Here is a 17,910-nt window from a genome sequence, read left to right as displayed (position 1 = left end):
AGATGGGTCTACTACTCCCATACAGTTCATTCTCAATAAGCAACCAAATTTTTCAAGGGGTCTGTGCCTCCCAAACCTTTAGCTGGCAGGGTTTAGAGGCGACTGTCGCCCCTTGAAGAAAAACTTTTTGGTTTACTGTTATAGGTTATCTGGCTAACTATACAGAAACTCGGCTTTCAACAACATTAGTTCGGAAGAGTTTGCAAGCTGTAAATAGAAAGTCCAATAGTTTATTTAGATGGATTGAGTACGACCGACTTAGAAATGGCGCTCGTTGGTTAACTAGGTGCAATGGTATCGAAACAAGGCTGATTCCTTGGTTTGAAGAACGCATTATGCACAATCCTAGTATGTACAGAGTCATGGAAGAGAAGCGTTTTGGAGTTTCGACTTCAATCCCATTAAATGACTATGAAGCAATGAGGCAAGACGTGAAAGCTATGTCATTTACTGAAAGATTGGAATTAGCGCGAAACTCAGAAATTGGCTGGCAATTATTTCCTTTGGAATGTGGTTCACAGTTGAAAGTTATCGGTGGTGTAGAGCTTCTCTGTCTTACCAGTGAACAGCTAAAAGTATTACTGGATAAGAAGCCCTACATACAAGAACAGCATCCAGGTATTTGTACTATTGATGAAGATCCTATTCCTAAGTTGCTCTTTTAATTTTGTATGAGTAGAGCGGTATAATCGGCGGTTCCGTAATTCGAGCAAAGCTTTACCTGCCTTACAAAATGCTCTTTCCACACAGCGCTCCAGCTAGTTGCGCTCACTATTTTATAAGCCTTGGAATATCATAGTTGCTCACACCAAAAATTGTATTTTATATGAAGTTTACAACAGAACTTCTGGTGGCTTTAATCAGGAATGCAAAAATTATTTGAGTTGAGTTGGCAGTTTTGCTTTGATGATGAGATTAGTTAGAATTGCTTGACCAAGATTAGAAATCACTCATTTCGCTACATTTATTCCTTTGTAGTAACTTTAATGTGATACGCCTGACGACCAAGCTTATCTTGAACATACTTGAGAAGTTCCACTTTATGTTGAAGTAACCATATACAATTATTGTTGGGGTATAAATATATATTATATCCAAAAGTTGATCTATCCCATTCTACTTTGTAAACTGCTTTACAATGGTAAAATAAATTGACTACTCTGGTTAGAGTCCTTAGAGCATTTTGGCTTTCTGTTCTAAATGATAAGTCCAGATTTTTGGGAGTACTCAATTTTGTTGTCTTACACCGGAAATCAATTTCATTATTACCCTTACATTTATTGCAAATAACACACAGAGTTTGCGAGTTTTCTACAGATGTTTCCCCACCCATAGAAAACGGTTTAATATGATCGATTTGTAATTTACCTTTGGTATTGGCTCCACAACATAGGCAAGCATAACAGTCTCGCCTTTTTACTTGTTCTTTTTCTCCTTCCAGAAGTTCCCGATTCTTTCTGCGAGTTTGAGGTGGAGATTGAGGTGCAGTAGGAGATTGTACACTACTATCTCCATCAATAATTATTTTATTGATAGCTAATTGAATGGCCGTTACAAGGCGATTTCGCGTTTTATAGAAAGTTTCCCACAGCGTTTTAGGTTTTGAAAATTCTTGGTTAACATAATTGTGTAGTTCTGTCGGTGTATAATTAATTAATTTGTGAGCAATTTTATCTAAGTCATATATTTCTCTTTCCTCAAAAGAGTAGTACGGAGGTTTAGAATGTAGGTTATCTTGAGCGATATGACGAACAATCTTAGTTATATCTGAATGGAGCCTTTTGCCAATGTCATCAGCTTCATGGTCAAAATAATTATTTATCCATTTTTGAACTTTAGGCTGTATCCATTCATCATTAAGATGCTCTTTAGACCATTCATCTAGTAAGTCTAAACTAAGAACTGAATTAATAAAAGCCTCAAAGTTTGATTTCGTATGTTCATAGACCATGACAAATTCGGTAAATGTTTCCATTGAGTCATTATTATTATCAGAGTCAGCATATACAATTTCAGTTTTATACCATCCAATAGGCAATATTTTCTTGTATTCTATTAGATGCTCTCCAGTACTTTCAATTGACTTTGATAATTCTTGGATTAGACGAATTGATATATATTCGAGTGGATAATGTTCTCTTGTATTAGGCTTTACATTATCAGGTTTAGTATCCCCATCTTCTGGGTTAGCCCAATCAATTAAACCTTTCCAGTCATCGAAGAATAAAACAATATTTGCCTCACTGCTCCCTCCTGCTTTTTTCCCACGCAATGCTCTACCAATCATTTGAGTCATCAAAATAGAGCTTGTTGTTTGGCGAGTAATAAATACAGTTTTAACATTGGGAACATCAACTCCTTCTGTTAGCATTCGTACATTGATTAAAACATCAAGTTCTCCAATCTTAAATTTATCTAAAATCCTTTGATTATCACTTTGAGTAAGTTTATTTCTTGCTTCGGCAGAGCCGGGATTGGCATCTATATGCGAATAAATTGCTTCTACTCTAATGCCATTTTCTAGAAGTTTTTCTTTTATATAAACGCATTGAAACCAACGGTCAGCAAAGATAATAGTTTTACCATAGGTCTCTTTATTTGATACATAAGTATGTACTATAAAATTGTTTCTTTCTTTATCAGTTGCAAGCTTTTCAATAATTGATTCTGGAAGGTCTTTATGTTGCTTAACTAATCGGTCATATAAACTATCATCAACCTCTAGCTCTGTACCAGTTGATACTTGAATATAGTTAGGTCTAGCTAAAATATTTTGTGCTATTAACTTTTCTTTATCAGTTTGGTAAATAACTCCTTTATCCCCATCTTTAAATATTTCCCATAACCAACCTCTTTTAGCCTCATTCGTATAAGTTGGTGTAGCTGTTAGCCCAAGTATATTTAAATTTGGGACTAGTCCTCGAAGTCCTAAAGCAGATTCTTTTTCACCAATTAGTAAGTTTCTGCAACCATAGGCAGGTGAATGGTGAGCTTCGTCAACTATTACAAAAAGTCCTGTTTCTTTACAACTATTAATAAAATTATTGAAAGCTGTTTCAGATTTATGACCATAGCTGTCTATAGCATTAGGATGTAAATTACTGATAGCTGTTTGTATTGTCATAATGACAATATCATCCGTTAGCTGTATAGATGATGCGTTGGCATGAGAAGGATTGCTGGAAACGCGCCTAATGTTTAATCTTTTTTTAGAATGGGAAATATCTTTGGCATTTTCACAAAAAGTAGAGAATGCTTGATCCACTAGATAAAACGAAGGAGCTAACCAAAGCATTTTGATATTTTTAGGGATTACATGGTCACACGACCACTTAACAGCTGTAAATGTTTTGCCTGCGCCTGTAGGAAGTACTAGCAGTCCACTCTTTGGTTCTTTACTGTTTAGTTCAAATGTACTGCTAAGTTTTTTAAACGCCTCAACTTGGTGCTGAAAGGGAGGTTTAGAGGAAAGGTTAGTATCTTTTTTCTTAATTGATCAAGATTGAGCGATTCATATTCTGTATACTCCATAAATACTGTCTTTTTTTTGGGAACGATAAATTTTGGTGGATAAATACAATTTGTACTTAAAACTTATGATTCCCACAATTCTGCGTATGCTAACAGAAGTCAAAGGCTGCACTCGAAGCCAAGCTCTAAAACTTTGATTTCATCAATATTTGAGATTTTATTTTCTGACAGAAACTAAAATTGATAGATAAAAGTGGAAACTCAAACTCCATAACCGTTCCAGCTAATTGCATTCTCCCAAAGTGACAAAACTAAGAGGCTGTTTGAAAAGTCGGCTAGGTTGTAAAAAAGCTCTCTCAGTATACGCTGTGAATAGATAGTAGACAGCACTGAGAGAGCAACATGAGTAAAGCATACCCCAGCAATCTGACCCGTGTTCAATATGAATTTCTCAGTGACATGATTCCAGAAGCAAAACCCGGTGGTCGCAAGCGTGAAGTTGATATGTGGGAAGTCCTCAATGGAATCTTCTATGTCCTGGTAGAAGGAGTTAGATGGCGATCGCTACCAGGTGACTTTCCCATTTGGCAGACTGTATATACCTATTTTCGTAATTGGCGCAAAGATGGAACTTGGTTGAAAATTCATGATAGTCTGCGCCAGTGGACACGGATTGAGCAGGAACGTCATCAAAGTCCATCGGAGGCAATCATTGATAGTCAAAGTGTAAAAACTACTGCAATGGTACATGAAGCCGTGGGCTACGATGCGGGCAAGAAAATTAAAGGGCGCAAGCGATTTATGACAGTCGATACTTTGGGGTTAGTTTTGCGGGTCTTGGTGACGGGTGCTAATGTCCCAGAACGAGAAGGGGGCAAACAAGTGCTCAAGAAAGTTAAACAGATGAACCAAAAGATTTCCCGTCTAACTACTATATGGGTAGATAGTGGCTTTGATGGGATGCCCTTTATGCAGTGGGTGATGGATTTCTATCGTTGGGTTGTCCAAGTGGTATTGCGTCCCAAAGAGCACAAAGGCTTTGTTTTGCTACCTAAGCGTTGGGTAGTAGAACGCACATTCGGTTGGCTAATGGGTTGTCGGCGATTAGTCAGAGACTATGAGTTACTACCAGAAACCTCAGAGACGTTTATTTACCTTGCGATGATCCGGATTATGGTAAGGCGATTGGCATAAAATTTGACCCTTCAAAACTTTTCAAACACCCTCTAAGATGTTTAACTCCTAATTTTGTGAAACTACAGCATCAGCACATTAACTTTTTCCAGCAATCTGTCATACCAGCAGTTGTTCTGACTTCGTTCATTGAGCCGTGTCCCATCTGGTTAATTGGTTCGTACAGCCCTGTATGAGCGTTACTCATCCCTGCATTAAGATTTTTCCTCTATAAAACCCAAAAGCTCTTCCTCAAACGCAGTCAAATACGGTCGCTTCAGTTCCCCCAAGTGCTTCAGCACAGCATGGGCAGCTTCTTCCAAGTTCTCGTTTTCCCCTAGCCTACTGATACACTCACTGATTAGCTGCATCTGCTGACATTCCGATTTCAAGTAATTGAGCGGCTTCAAGTGGTCAATCCTCACAGTGTAATCTCCATCCCACATCTTGATTGCACAAATGACCTCGCCTACATGGTTAACAATGTACCAATTTCCGCCTTTTCCTCGTAAATCAGGATTATCCTTGGCAATAATCTGGCAGACTTCCCCAACACGGTAAGGATTTGGCGCTTTGGTGCGCTCCATTATTCGCTCCACCACATCTTTCACAATTCTACCAGTTGGCACTTTCTCCCCAGCTTCTTGAACTGACATCTGCCATGCCTCTCGTTGTACTTCTGGTTCCAACGACACTAAAGGTCTTACTTGACGTTCATTTGCCGGAAAAATTTGTAAAACATCCGTGGACATTTCCCCATTTTGTAAACCATTGGTTAACAAATTTTCCATGACTGTCGCTGCGGCAATTTTATAACTAGCCGTTATCCGCGTGTAACCAAACCTATCTTTGCAATATTGCTCGAAGGTTTTATGCGTGGAACGGTACAGCCGGCGATCGCGCAATTCTCCCAGTGCCTTACCTGCCTCAAAAAACGCTCTTTCCACACGGCGCTCTAAATGTAGGCGGTAAGCGTAGCCATGCCGTCAGGTTTATCACGCTATTCCTGCTCAATTAATTCTGGAACTTCAATAGTAGTAAAGGTGATTGTTGCTGAAGCGGATCTACTTAAATAGATGAAAACTGCTGTAAATTATAATTTTTTTTTAAATTTGGGATTACTAAGACTATAACGCTAAGGATACTTAATATGTCAGACAGATTTATCACTATAGAGTTAACAGGAGAACCTGGAGAAAAAGCTGAACAAATAGTTTGGGATGCTATGTGTAAAGCTTTTAAACAGAAAGCAGAGCAAGAAGAGTGTTTAGCCTATTGGCAGTATCCGTTGTTCCCTTCAAAGTATAATAATTTTCTGAAAAGACCTGATATTTTGATAGCCGATAAAGAATTAGGTTTAATAGTTATTGAAGTTAAAGGGATTAGAATTGAAGATTTAAAAGGAATTCAAGGAGATTATTGGTTAATGAAGCCAGGATTTTATTCTCCCAGTATTCAACCTTATAAACAAGCTGAAAAACAGTTAAGGGCAGTAACGGGTCATTTCAATTTAATCGATGACCTATGGAATCAAGTTTTAGGAAGAGCAATGGTTGCTCTTCCTTATATTACAAGAAAACAGTGGCAAGAGAAAAGTTTTACTCAGATTGCAGCTAAAGTTCCTATCATCTTTGGAGATGAACTAGCTCCAAAGGATTTACTTAAAATAATTCGTAATAGCTCTTTAGTTATTCCAGGAAATAAATTGAATAAAACCCAATGGATAAAATTAGAATTGGTTATTAGTGGTAAAGCAGTACCAGACGACGAATCTCTGGTATCGCCAGAGAGTTCACTAAAACAAAATTGTATTGAAAAATTAAATAAATATTTGTATGAAATAGATATCAAGCAAGAACATATAGGGAAAACAATTCCTCCTGGTGTTCAAAGGTTCTCAGGCATCGCAGGTTCAGGAAAAACAGTCCTGCTCTGTCAAAAAGCTGCAAATATGCATCTCAAACATCCTGATTGGGATATAGCCTTAATATTCTTTACACGCAGCCTTTACAACTTAATTATCAAAGAAGTTAACTTTTGGCTACATCAATTTAGCGATGGCGAAGTTCAGTATGACCCGACTAATTCAAACTCAAAGCTAAAAATACTTCATGCTTGGGGAGTTAACAATGTAGATAATGATGACCAAGGTTCCAAACAGCCTGGCTTTTACTCTTTAGTTAAAGAAACTCATAATATAGGTACAGTCCTAGATGGCCCACATCCAACTTTCCCTAAACTAAGCCCACCAGAAAAATTAGCTTATCTATGTAAACAGATCCTTCTCAATCACAAAATTCAGCCTATGTTCGATGCCATTTTGATTGACGAAGGGATGGATTTAGTTGTAGATAGCGATGAAATAAAATTTGAAGGTAAGCAACCCATCTTCTGGTTAGCATGGCAGACATTAAGACCTGTAACTCCTGAAAAACAAGAACAAAGGCGTTTAATCTGGACTTATGACATGGCTCAAAGTCTAGATGCCCTTAAAGTTCCGACAGCTAAAGAATTATTTGGCCAAGAACTAGGAGCTTCCATGCTAAAAGGGCAGTATCCGGGTGGGATAAAAAAGAGTGAAGTAATGTCTCGTTGCCATCGGACTCCCGGCCCTATTCTTACAATGGCTCATGGAATTGGAATGGGTTTGCTAAGAAAAGAAGGGATGTTAACAGGGCTGACCACTAAAAAAGAATGGCAAGATATAGGATATGAAGTAACAGGTGACTTCCGAAAAATTGGACAAGTTCTTGTTGTATCTCGTTCCTCTGAGAATTCTTGTAACCCAATACCATCTTTATGGACAGAATCACCACTGATTAAATTTGAAACTTACAAAAATAGAGAAGAGGAATTGAAAGTATTAGCTAATCAAATTAGAGCCAACCTAGAATATGACCTTTTAAAACCTAGCCATGACATTCTAATAGTTGTTTTAGGAGATAATCGAGATGCTCAAAGCTTAGAACAAAAAGTAGCAAAAGCCTTAATATCTAATAAGATAGATATTTTTATTCCTAGCGCACTAGAGCCTAATATTTTGAATCCAATTTTCCCAAATACTAATGCGAATAACTTTTGGTATGAAGGTGCAGTCACAGTATCTCGTATTCACAGAGCAAAAGGCAATGAAGCAAATATGGTTTACATTGTTGGTTTAGACAATATTGCTAGTAATGAAAGTGATATTAAACTGAGAAACCAACTGTTCGTTGCATTAACTCGCTCTCGTGCTTGGGTAAATTTAAGTGGTGTTGATGGGAATCATCCTTTCTACGAAGAATTGAGAAAAGTAATGGAAAGTGGTAATAGCTTCCAATTTGAATACTATCCTCCAAAAGTAGATATTGGAGAAACAATAGATATAAGGTAAAGAATAGAAGCCAGCGCCCACTTATACAGCGCTAGGTTTGTTTGATGTATCTGTTTTGGGTATCCGATGTCTTGGAAGAAGCAGTATTTTGAACAGGAAAGCTCGTATCTACTAATCCTCAACTTGGCATTTCTGTTCAATAAAACTCAAAAGCTCTTCTTCAAACTGGGTCAAATATGGGCGCTTCAACTCTCCCAAACACTTCAAAACTGCCTCTGCTGGTGCTTCTAACTTACCACTGTCTACACCTTGGACGCAGACTCTTTCTTTGTAGCATCGATAACAATTATATTTTCTGCATTCTCTTGATTGATCTTTTTCAGAATTCTTGCAACCTTCGTTATCTCTTGCTGTGTGTAACAAAGAATAACCTTTATGTCACTGATAGATTTGGATGCCTTCTTGTATATCTCGGTCTGATTGAGTAGATTCTTTTGGAGAGATGAGGAACTCCCTAACTTAAATTCGATGATAGTGGAGTCCCTGTCACCGCGTGATATCTTGTAGTCTGCTGGTCCACGACCATTATTAACCTCCGAATTCACATCCATCGGAGACGCAAACCAAGTTAAACGGAAAATTCTTTGAATAGTGTCTTCCGACGCTATTGGCTTGCCATTTTTGTAAAATATCCTGTAACCGTCATTATCTTCTATCACCTGCTTCAAAAACTGAGCACGCTGCAAGGCTGACTGATAGCTATTTGGCAAAATCTGATAGAAGGTGCTATGTTCAACAATGTGCTTACACAAAACGTTTAGCGTCGAAATTAAATCTGTGCGAAGCTTTGTAACCTTTTCAGAGGAAAGTGCCGCAGCCTTGTCTCGGTTTTCTTCTTGATACTGTATGTAGTAGTCGAGAATTTCTGGATACCTCTTGACTGTTGCATCAATTGCCAGTTTGATCTCATCTTTTTTTGGATTCTTTGGGAGTCTTTCTTGAAAATAACGGTTGATCGCATCTCTGAGAGCAGAGTTATTTAGTGCGTTTGTTATTTGCCTGAATTTATTCGTAAAGTCACCATGACATATAAAAGCATCATCTTTTGTAAGAATATCCATAGGAGTAAGAATTAGGAAGTCTCCGTCATTGTCACCTTTGAAGAAGTATGGTAACTCAAAAGTTTTCGGCTTCCATATCATCAGATTGGAATCAAAAGAGCAACGAACTGAGAATATCTTTCGCTTACCATTCTGCAAATGCAACCTCGCAAATTCCTGCGTATACTCAAGTAGATGCTCTAGCATTAAGTTAGTGGTGAAATCACTTATGAAGTCTCTCCCAATACCTGTACCTACTAGTGTGAGCTTCTCTATATGGGATGAAGTTGTAATATCTTCATTACCAAAGTTGGCATAGAACCCATTGAATGCTGTGATAAGATTTCGAGCAAACTTCGGTCCCAGACCTTTTCCATTGTTCCCCCATTTGCATAAGCCCAGCCAGTTTTGTTTGACTTCCGGGAATTGGAAAAGATTTAAGCCAGATTGAGGACTGCCTATAGCTATTTGTTTAAGATTTATCAGGTGTCCAACGATCTTATTATGCAAGGCTTGATAATCGGCTCTGTCTGAGGCAAAGAGTAGAAAAGGATCAATGAACAGCGGTAGATCGGACTCAATACAGATATTTAGCGCGCCGTACTCGTCCAAAATGGATTCGTCGATTTCAAAATAATCCGAGAACAGTAACTGGCTATTCATGATCTGGTCTATGAGGTCTAACTATTTATTATACGGAAGGTTTCCGTATAACACCTCTGTTAAGGGTATTAAACAACTGAAGTATTGCGAGGTAGCATAACATTTGAAGAGCAAGTTGAAAGATTCATTTTACAGGGTCGTGAAGTAATTGAATTATTGCTTGCTGGTGGTGAACTAGAAGCTTTGACAAAGAGACTTCATCCTATTTATTGCTAGAAAGAGTGATTTACCTTCTATCTCATTATCTTCGTTGACCTCAAGCGCTGATATAATAGGTCAACATTTTTAGCCACTAGAACTGTTGATCTATTATCAATCCCATGTTCTCGCTCAATCACACTCAAAAGCTCTTCCTCCACCGCAGTCAAATACGGTCGCTTCAGTTCTCCCAGATGCTTCAGCACAGCACGGGCTGCCTCTTCCAAGTTCTCGTTTTCCCGTAATCTACTGATGCGATCGCTAATCTGCTGACAACATTTCGATTCCAGGTAGTTCAGTGGCTTCAGGTGGTTAATTCTCAGGGTGTACTCTCCATCCCACATTGTAGCTGTACAACTGAACTCACTGACATGGCTAACGATGCACCAGCAGCCTCCTTTACCCCCAGGGCAAACGCATCTCAAGTATAAAAATCCTTTAACAGCAAGGGTTTCAGCGTCTTTTAATTTAGCCTGTTTTTCGCTAAGATCCTTATTTAGCAAGGGTTTTAGAAATCCCGTGCGTTCGCCCTGCCCTTACCCCTGAGTTCGGGATTGTCTTTGACTATGATTTGGCATACTTCCTCCACACGGTAAGGATTTGGTGCTTTAGTGCGTTCCATGATCGGTTGTACTAAATCTTTAGTCAAGTTTCTTCATAGTTGTAGGCTTTGCTGTAAAGAAACTTGATATGGATGTGTAGAAATTACCTAAGTAGGCAATGCACAAGGATTTGGATTGGTGATAAACAATCTGCCATTTTGGTCAAATAATTCATTGCTTTACAGCAGAGGCTGACACCGGATTTATCTTTAAATAAGCGTTAAATCAAATGTGACAAATCGCATAGCTGTGGGAATACTATCTTTATAAACTAGCTAAATACGGGTGTGCGATGAAAGAAATTAAGGTAGTGAACTCATTTAAACAAGTTGGTAAAATCAAATGGTTTGGTGGTTTCAATAATAGAACAGGTAAAAGGAATGATTATGGATTTGTAGAGTGTCAGGAAAGAGGTAATGTATGGGTGCATAGAACAGAAGTTTACTGTTCAGAATATGATTTAAAAGAAGGAACACTGGTAAAATTTGAATTAAGGATATATGGCAATAGCTATAGTGCAAGAAATTTACATTTACTTAATTTAAGCGAAGAACAGGATTTAGATATAATTGAATGCTGCTTCAATAATAGCGATCCTAAACTTTCTGCCTTAGCACTTTCGGTATATCTTAACAATAATCCAATTGAGGAAGTTATCTTCTTAGCAGATAAAAAGTTAACTAGTTTCCTTCCTCAACAAAAGAAGCGTTTTTTACATTATGTGCCAGAGACTATTTTAATGCACTATAAAGCTCGAAATATTCGTAATTTATTACCCTGGAATAAGCAGCTAAAATTATGCTTGCAACTTTCAAATAATGATTCAACTCTAGAAAGAGATGCTGAGTTGCGAGAGGAAATATTTAATATTATCTCAAATGTTCAAGATGGAAATCTGGAAATATCTCAGGAAAATATCAGCAAAATATATAATTTATATGCGGATTATCCAGAAGCTCGTAATTCCCTTAATATAAAATTACACATACAATGCTTGGTTGAACTAATTAGTAATATAGAATATGCCTCTACTAAAGACATCTTATTATCTGAATTGCGAGAGCTTTTAGTACATTCAAACTTAGCCGCATTCTGGCTAGGTATACCTGATTATATTATCCTCGATCAGCAGATATGGTCTATAGCGTCAGAAAGTAGACGTATTGGGATTCTTGTAAGCCAAATTAGTAACCAACAAGATTTAATTTATCAAGATAATATTTTTAAAATAGCAGACATACTTAAAGAATCAGCAGAGGAAAATATCACAGAACTAATTTCTATATTTAAACACAAGGAATTTATTAAATCTCACAACCTTATTTTAAAATATTTACCTGATATTGAACAAATTACTATTCTTAGGGCAAAACTAAAAAATGATGTTAATCAAAATGCTGAAATTATATCCCAGATTGCAGAGGTTCTTTCTAAAAGTCCAAGTGATAAACTTCAAATTTTACTTTCTAAACTGCCAGATAGTGTTAAAAAATGGGATGAGATATTAGAGTTTTTACCTCCAGAAGAAAAAATATTGATTATGTTATCAAAGCTTAAAAAAGAATCTCAAATAGAAAATCAAACTATCATTAACAAAATCGGAGACTTGATTAATACTACTTCTAATGAAGAACGTATAATATTAATTTATTTACTTCCAGAATGGGTGAGATATAAAGAAGAGATCCTTAAATCGTTTCATCTTTTACTTCCAGAAGATCAAGTTAAATTAGTGTGGAATTTTATAGCAAACAATTCTTTATTTATTTGGCAATATATGTCAAGACAAGCAAAAGTACTATGTGTTTATCGCCTCGTAAAAGAGACTGAAGATACCTCCAAATTTCTTAATGAGTTTAAGGATATTCAAAAAATAACCCCAGAGAATGATAATTTAGTTAGATGTGTACTAAAGATATTATGGGCTAAAGAACATCCAGAACGAGGAAATGAAGTTTTTCAACAAGTGCATAATTTATTTATTCAGTATGTAATTGAAAATGCAACAAATTCTACTGAACTTCTGAATCTTGATCCCTTACTTCCTTATTGCCAACCTACAGAAGTTAAAGTTAAATACTGTGAAGGAAGACTGTGGACGATGACAGATAATCAAGCAACAGAAGTGACTGCCCTGGTATCTCGCGCCTGTTGTCCACGCGTAAGACAAAGACCTTGCGATTTATTTGAGCTTAGTAAATCAAGGGTAAATTCAAATTATGGTTTGTATGGAGCGCGTCTTTATGCTGAATGCTCACAAGATTGGGAGAAATGGTCTTTACTAGAACTTTTTAAAGTAGCTGGTATTGTGCCATCTCTGTCTGATTTGAAAAGACCTGAAGATTATTTAACAAAACTATCAGGGTGGATTAATCGCATTAACGAAATTCGCTCAAGGCTCAAATGCTCCGTATGTGGAGATATCATGCCACACAATATAGAATATGCAAAATTTCTAGCTAAATTTAGAGTTACAGTTTTTTCTTGTAAACATGGAAAGGGCCATGATTATAATATCTACTTAAATGAATGCTGGGGGTGCGGCGAAATAATTGATAGCAGAGAGAGCAAATACCAGTCATCAGAAGATAAATATTATCTATGTATTCACTGTGGAAGTGGAACGCAAAATAGTGATAGTTATACTCAAGGAGATATTTGCCCGAAATGCGGCACACTGGGGATGGAACTTAGCCAGTACAATAACCGTTACCGCAAATGTTGCTCCTGTAATCACTCAATTAAGCTACCAGACGAGAAGAAGATAACTGGAATCAAATGCCCTCAATGCAGAGCAGGAAAGATGATACTGACGGTTAACAAAAAGAATGAGAAAGTTCGTATATGTCGCTCTTCTTCCTGCGGATATTCAATATCAGCAAAATAACCTGCTCATTTTCCATAGTTGTCGCCGCATCTTATGTTCGGGTAAAAATTGATGAAACTCTCTTTGGGTAGCGTTTCCAGGCGTTGTGTGGCGGATCATAACAGCTTCGCTATTTTCTCTCCATTTACAGTTATATTCCTAATCCTTACACAGGCAAGAAGGGATACTTAACACGCTTAGGCGCAGAAAATTATTCAGGTTCACATAAACAGTTTTATGAAGAGTTGGCAACGCAATTAGCTATGACACTTTAACTTCAGACTCCAGAAAGCTCAACACTTTCGCTTCCAAGTCAGTCAAATAAGCCCGATTCAGCTTCCCCAACGACTCCAAAAACCTCTGCACCGACTCCTCCAGCCCACTCGAATACACCCGATTAACGCGATCGCAAATCACACGCATCTGCTCACACTCGGCAGGCAGGTAATTGTAAGATTTCAGGTGCTGCAAACCAACGGTGTACTCCCCATTCCAGGTTTTGACAGTGCAGCTGAATTCACCTACATGGTTGACTATTCCCCAACATCCACCTTTGCCCCTAAGTTCCGGGTTGTCCTTGGCTAAAATTTGGCACACCTCCCCGATCTGGTAGGTATTGGGTACTTTGGTGCGTTCCATTATCTGCTGCACCACATCCTTCACGATTCTACCACTTGGGACTTTACCCTCTGCTTTTTCTACCGCCTGCTGCCATGCTTCTGGCTGTTGTTGAGGTTCTAGCTTTGCCAGAGGGCGAACTTGTACTTCTGATGTGGGCAAAATTTGGGAACTATTAGTTCCCATTTCATCCTGGCTTTCATTTTGGGAACTATTAGTTCCCATTTTTATATTGTCAACTATCAAACAACCAGCTATTAAATAATTTACATGGCGGTGAGTATAACTAAACCTGTCCCTGCAATATTCCTCAAAGGTTTTGTGGGTCGAACGGTACAGTCTGCGATCGCGTAACTCCATCAAAGCCTTTCCCGCCTCAAAAAATGCCCTCTCTACTTTTCTCTCCAGGTGCAAGCGATCGCTAATTTCCTGCTCGGTTAATTCTGGAACTTCAACGGCAGTAACGTTAATTGTTGCTAAGGCTGGGTTTTCTTGCTGGGAGATATCCTCATTTGCAGAGTTAGCGGGTGGGTTGGAATCACTCTTTGCGGCAGAAGTGGCTTTGTTGCGGTTCGAGGGTGGTTTAGCCATTATTCCACCCCTAGCTGAACAGTACTGGAACGTATATCGAGTTGTGCCATGATGGAGGTGTAATTAAATTGATATTAATTCCCCAAACCTTTTACTGAGGTTGGGGTTTTTCCTTAACTTGTTTACATATATATTTGCATCTGCGGTAATCATCCTTGTTGCTTTGTCGGCTTTGGCATTGTCTCTACATTTCCGTATATAAAATGTCCATGACAAGGAAAGCGGCATGAGCTTACCTGCCGCTTTGAAAACCCCAAGCTGTACTTGTGGAGCTATAACCGTTGCCAGTAGAGCATTTTGACACGCCAACAGTTGCTTTGCTTAGTTAACTGAACCGTGTCGCAGCAGTTTATGTATGGCTTGGTGCAGCCCAGTGTGGGCATTTGTTGCACCATTGATTGCTGAAAAGTATTACTTGTGGGTCTGTCATTTTTAGAACCCTCTTCAGACTAAGAACTCTCAACTTACTTCCTAAAAGACAACACGAATTTAGAGCGATCGCTTTGACGATTTAGGCTCTACGCTAATACTGCTTAGGTTTTACATACTTCATAGAAGAAGTATACCACTATTTCCACACATTGTGTAAATATAGGAGTATCAGTGAGAGAAATCGTAATGCAAGGAATACCTTTGGATTTGGTATCCCGGATTGACTGGGATCAGGAATATGGTGAGTTTTTGTTTCAGCAAAGAGAAGACAAGAAACTTTCTAGAGAAGAAGTAGCACAAGCAATTACAAGACTTGGAGAACCTTGCTCTCAGCAGTTAATTCATAAAATAGAAAAATGGAAGGGTAAAGGTGATCGCTCTGTTTCTTTGTCTCTTATCTTAAAATATTGTCAAATTTTGGGGATCGAGCTTAGGCAATTTTATCCTGTTGTAGCACAAACCTTTAGTTACCCATTGTTACAAAAAATCTCGTCCGTAACCGTTGACCAATTTCCATAAAATATGTAAAATAATAAGAGACAAAACAAAGGACAACCGCCTCAGCCTGGAAAACTTGTAGCGATCGCCCTTTGACCCTTTTTACAGGAAATCTTATTATGACCCATCCAACCTACACACAGCAAGCCCTTTCCCGCTATAATCTCCCATGTCTCAAAAGAATCGCTGCCGAACGTGGCGTTACACCCACCGGGGACAAAAGAGCGGCCCAAACCTGGGTAAACGCAATCATCACCCATCAATCCACGCAGCTTCAGAAAATTGACAACCAAGCCGCAGCACAAGCCGAACTCGACAACTACATCGTTAACCAAGCCCAAGCCGTAGCTCCCGAACCCCTCAGAATAGTTGAAATCTCTTTTGCTCATCACGAATATTACGCTGATGACAAACTGGTAGCCAGCATCAGCCATGACGACAACCACTTAACGCAACGCTGGGTAGTGATGGTCAACGATAAAGAAGTATTTCGTGCCAACACTCTAATGCGTTGCGATCGCTTCATCTGCACTTACTACAAAGACGGCTCATTACCTGTGCAGGAGAAAGCAGAGGTGCAGGGGAGCAGGGGTGCAGAGGGGAAAAACCTACAACAACTTTCTCCTCTGCCCCTCTGCGCCTCTGCCCCCATGCTTTCTTCTACCGAAAACCAAATCATGGCGCATATCTTCAACGAGTGCCAGAACTATGGGTTTGAAATTCTCGATGATGGCATTTACAACAACAAGGGTGTGAAACTGGGGCAAGTCGGATGCACTGACGGTAACTGGTGGATAATCCAGGGTTGTTCAGACCAACAGCAGTATTCTAACTCGGTCTATGATGCTGTGCGATCGCTGTCGATGGTGGATGTGTCTACTGATGGTAAATCCATTTTTGATGAATATATTTTAGACCAACCGTTAGAACAGCTAACTGGCAATAAATTGCAACGGCTGCTGGAGAGAGCGGAGTTAGTCACAGCGTAATTAAGAAGTCAGAATCCAGGAGTCAACTCCAATTCGCAATTCGCAATTAAGACAATTTAGTGGGGGCTTGTACCTCCCACTATCTTGTTGACCACCATACCGTAGGTTGGTGGCGGCTTTGACTCCAAGGTTAGCCAATTAATCAATTAGTTCATAATTCGCATTTTCAATTGCGAATTGCGAACTGCGAATTGCGAATTGTTTGGTCAGGAGTCAGTAAAGAAACAAAGAGCAGGGTGGAGAAGTTAATAAAATCTGCTTTCCTTCCTCCTCTTCTTCCCACCTCTTCCCGAAATTCTGACTTCTGAATTCTGACTCCTGAATTCTTCTCTCATTTTCCCTTCATTCACCAATCAATATGCAACCTACAATCTCAATCCCCCAACACTGGGGCTACCCTCGCTTTCCCTTAGAACAGCGTACACAACAGGGCATCATTTTGGGACTTTATTACTATCCCTCTGGTACAGAGTTAGCTGAACAATTTGATGATGGTTGGCGCTATGTACTGATGCCTAACAAGAATTCTGATGAAATATCGTACTTGAAAGAGGATCAAATCCAACCGCTCACGCCAGAAGAATTATTCCAGCAAATTACCGCAGAGATTGACTTTTATCAACAACAGATAAGCATTCTCAACCGACAGTTAACTGTATTAACTCAAGGTGCAAACAATGGCTAAGTCTACAGATAACTTTGAGGCTAGAGCCAAGCACTTGCTGCGTTTACTTCAGCTTTGCGGTGGCTGTGTTCCATTGCACCGTTTGCAATTCCAATTCTCCGATTCAGTCATTCAAACCCTGCTGGATAAAGAACTGGTGCAAGTACAGAACACGGGACGCGGCTTTTTGTTGGAAATTGCCGAGGATTTTTAGGTTGTTGACCTTATTGAAATTAAAATCAACGAGGAGAAAGCATGATTGACTACGTTAATACCCTGAAAAATAGTTGGTATATTTCCCCACCTTGGGGCAAAACAATTCCAACGGTTGATGTCAATTTATTAGAAAGAGTTTACCTGAAAACCACAAGAACATTTGGCTATTGCTCTGGTGTGCAATGGAAATATGAGTGTTGGCTTTATACAGTCATCTGTGGTGATGAAATTGTCCACGCTACAGAACACCAAATCATTGGGACTGGGCAGTTAGAAACCCTCACTGTGCAAAAACCTGCTTTCGTTTTGGGGCAGAAAGTAATCCTATGTTCTTATGGGGATGACACAAAACAACGGCTGATTCTGGGGGTTGTACTTGTAGATAAGTTTTGGTTTTACCTTGTCGAATTGGTATCGCCAACATTGACTGAAACACTGACAATGTTTAATCGTTTCTCGCTGGTTGGTGAAAAAAGTTTAGTACGCGTAAATGTCTAATTCTCTCTAATCAACAAC

15 protein-coding genes are annotated in these 17,910 nt (G+C 38.8%); 9 read left to right on the top strand and 6 right to left on the bottom strand.

Annotation, left to right across the window (positions count from 1 at the left end; all coding sequences use genetic code 11):
- Positions 1 to 200: 200 nt before the first annotated feature.
- Positions 201 to 665 (top strand): hypothetical protein, encoded by a 465-nt coding sequence (locus tag H6G96_RS29215; protein WP_206757679.1) that lies wholly within the window; start codon positions 201 to 203, stop codon positions 663 to 665.
- A 299-nt stretch (positions 666 to 964) separates the two neighbouring features.
- On the opposite strand, the gene H6G96_RS42940 is transcribed toward H6G96_RS29215, so the two are convergent.
- Positions 965 to 3,493 carry a DEAD/DEAH box helicase family protein gene (locus tag H6G96_RS42940; protein ID WP_347242291.1) on the bottom strand — a complete coding sequence of 843 codons (2,529 nt, stop codon included), beginning with the start codon at positions 3,491 to 3,493 and terminating at the stop codon, positions 965 to 967.
- Positions 3,494 to 3,873: 380 nt separating this feature from the next.
- On the opposite strand from H6G96_RS42940, the gene H6G96_RS29205 reads away from it, so the two are divergent.
- The gene (locus H6G96_RS29205; RefSeq protein WP_190916082.1) at positions 3,874 to 4,665 is read left to right on the top strand and encodes an IS5 family transposase; all 792 of its coding nucleotides are present in this window, start codon (positions 3,874 to 3,876) and stop codon (positions 4,663 to 4,665) included.
- 194 nt (positions 4,666 to 4,859) lie between these two features.
- Here the strand turns inward: H6G96_RS29205 and H6G96_RS29200 are convergent, their stop codons facing one another.
- A complete protein-coding gene (locus H6G96_RS29200) occupies positions 4,860 to 5,591 on the bottom strand; it encodes a hypothetical protein (RefSeq protein WP_190916080.1) in 732 nt (243 codons plus the stop codon).
- Between the two features lie 203 nt (positions 5,592 to 5,794).
- On the opposite strand from H6G96_RS29200, the gene H6G96_RS29195 reads away from it, so the two are divergent.
- Positions 5,795 to 8,017, top strand: a complete 2,223-nt coding sequence (locus tag H6G96_RS29195) for an ATP-binding domain-containing protein (protein ID WP_190916078.1) — start codon at positions 5,795 to 5,797, stop codon at positions 8,015 to 8,017.
- Between the two features lie 242 nt (positions 8,018 to 8,259).
- Here H6G96_RS29195 and H6G96_RS29190 read toward each other — a convergent pair whose 3' ends face one another.
- The 3 genes from H6G96_RS29190 to H6G96_RS29180 form a co-directional block, all read right to left on the bottom strand.
- A complete protein-coding gene (locus H6G96_RS29190; protein WP_190916076.1) occupies positions 8,260 to 9,720 on the bottom strand; it encodes a hypothetical protein in 1,461 nt (486 codons plus the stop codon).
- A gap of 233 nt (positions 9,721 to 9,953) precedes the next feature.
- Positions 9,954 to 10,421: a hypothetical protein gene (locus H6G96_RS29185; RefSeq protein ID WP_190916074.1), complete on the bottom strand. Its 468-nt coding sequence runs from the start codon at positions 10,419 to 10,421 to the stop codon at positions 9,954 to 9,956.
- A gap of 5 nt (positions 10,422 to 10,426) precedes the next feature.
- Entirely contained in the window at positions 10,427 to 10,567 is a 141-nt protein-coding gene (locus H6G96_RS29180; RefSeq protein ID WP_190916162.1) for a hypothetical protein, read from the bottom strand.
- A 245-nt stretch (positions 10,568 to 10,812) separates the two neighbouring features.
- Between H6G96_RS29180 and H6G96_RS29175 the strand changes: the two genes are divergently transcribed.
- Positions 10,813 to 13,407 carry a hypothetical protein gene (locus tag H6G96_RS29175; protein WP_190916072.1) on the top strand — a complete coding sequence of 865 codons (2,595 nt, stop codon included), beginning with the start codon at positions 10,813 to 10,815 and terminating at the stop codon, positions 13,405 to 13,407.
- Positions 13,408 to 13,647: 240 nt separating this feature from the next.
- Here the strand turns inward: H6G96_RS29175 and H6G96_RS29170 are convergent, their stop codons facing one another.
- The gene (locus H6G96_RS29170; RefSeq protein WP_190916070.1) at positions 13,648 to 14,595 is read right to left on the bottom strand and encodes a hypothetical protein; all 948 of its coding nucleotides are present in this window, start codon (positions 14,593 to 14,595) and stop codon (positions 13,648 to 13,650) included.
- A 618-nt stretch (positions 14,596 to 15,213) separates the two neighbouring features.
- Between H6G96_RS29170 and H6G96_RS29165 the strand changes: the two genes are divergently transcribed.
- The 5 genes from H6G96_RS29165 to H6G96_RS29145 all read left to right on the top strand — a co-directional run bounded on the left by H6G96_RS29165 (position 15,214) and on the right by H6G96_RS29145 (position 17,892).
- On the top strand, positions 15,214 to 15,546 hold the full coding sequence (locus tag H6G96_RS29165; protein WP_190916068.1) for a helix-turn-helix transcriptional regulator: 333 nt from the start codon (positions 15,214 to 15,216) through the stop codon (positions 15,544 to 15,546).
- A 98-nt stretch (positions 15,547 to 15,644) separates the two neighbouring features.
- Positions 15,645 to 16,514: a hypothetical protein gene (locus H6G96_RS29160; protein WP_190916066.1), complete on the top strand. Its 870-nt coding sequence runs from the start codon at positions 15,645 to 15,647 to the stop codon at positions 16,512 to 16,514.
- A 358-nt stretch (positions 16,515 to 16,872) separates the two neighbouring features.
- The gene (locus H6G96_RS29155; protein WP_190916064.1) at positions 16,873 to 17,199 is read left to right on the top strand and encodes a hypothetical protein; all 327 of its coding nucleotides are present in this window, start codon (positions 16,873 to 16,875) and stop codon (positions 17,197 to 17,199) included.
- A complete protein-coding gene (locus H6G96_RS29150; RefSeq protein WP_190916062.1) occupies positions 17,192 to 17,392 on the top strand; it encodes a hypothetical protein in 201 nt (66 codons plus the stop codon). The genes H6G96_RS29155 and H6G96_RS29150 overlap by 8 nt, the downstream gene beginning before the upstream one ends.
- 41 nt (positions 17,393 to 17,433) lie before the next feature.
- Positions 17,434 to 17,892, top strand: coding sequence for a DUF1392 domain-containing protein (locus H6G96_RS29145; RefSeq protein ID WP_190916060.1), 459 nt, complete (start codon positions 17,434 to 17,436; stop codon positions 17,890 to 17,892).
- The last annotated feature ends 18 nt before the right edge of the window (positions 17,893 to 17,910 follow it).

The sequence above is a fragment of the Nostoc sp. FACHB-892 genome, assembly GCF_014698795.1.
In the GTDB taxonomy this organism is placed as follows: domain Bacteria; phylum Cyanobacteriota; class Cyanobacteriia; order Cyanobacteriales; family Nostocaceae; genus Nostoc.
The sequence above is the reverse complement of the archived record's forward strand: the minus strand, read 5'-3'. Positions and strand labels throughout refer to the sequence as shown.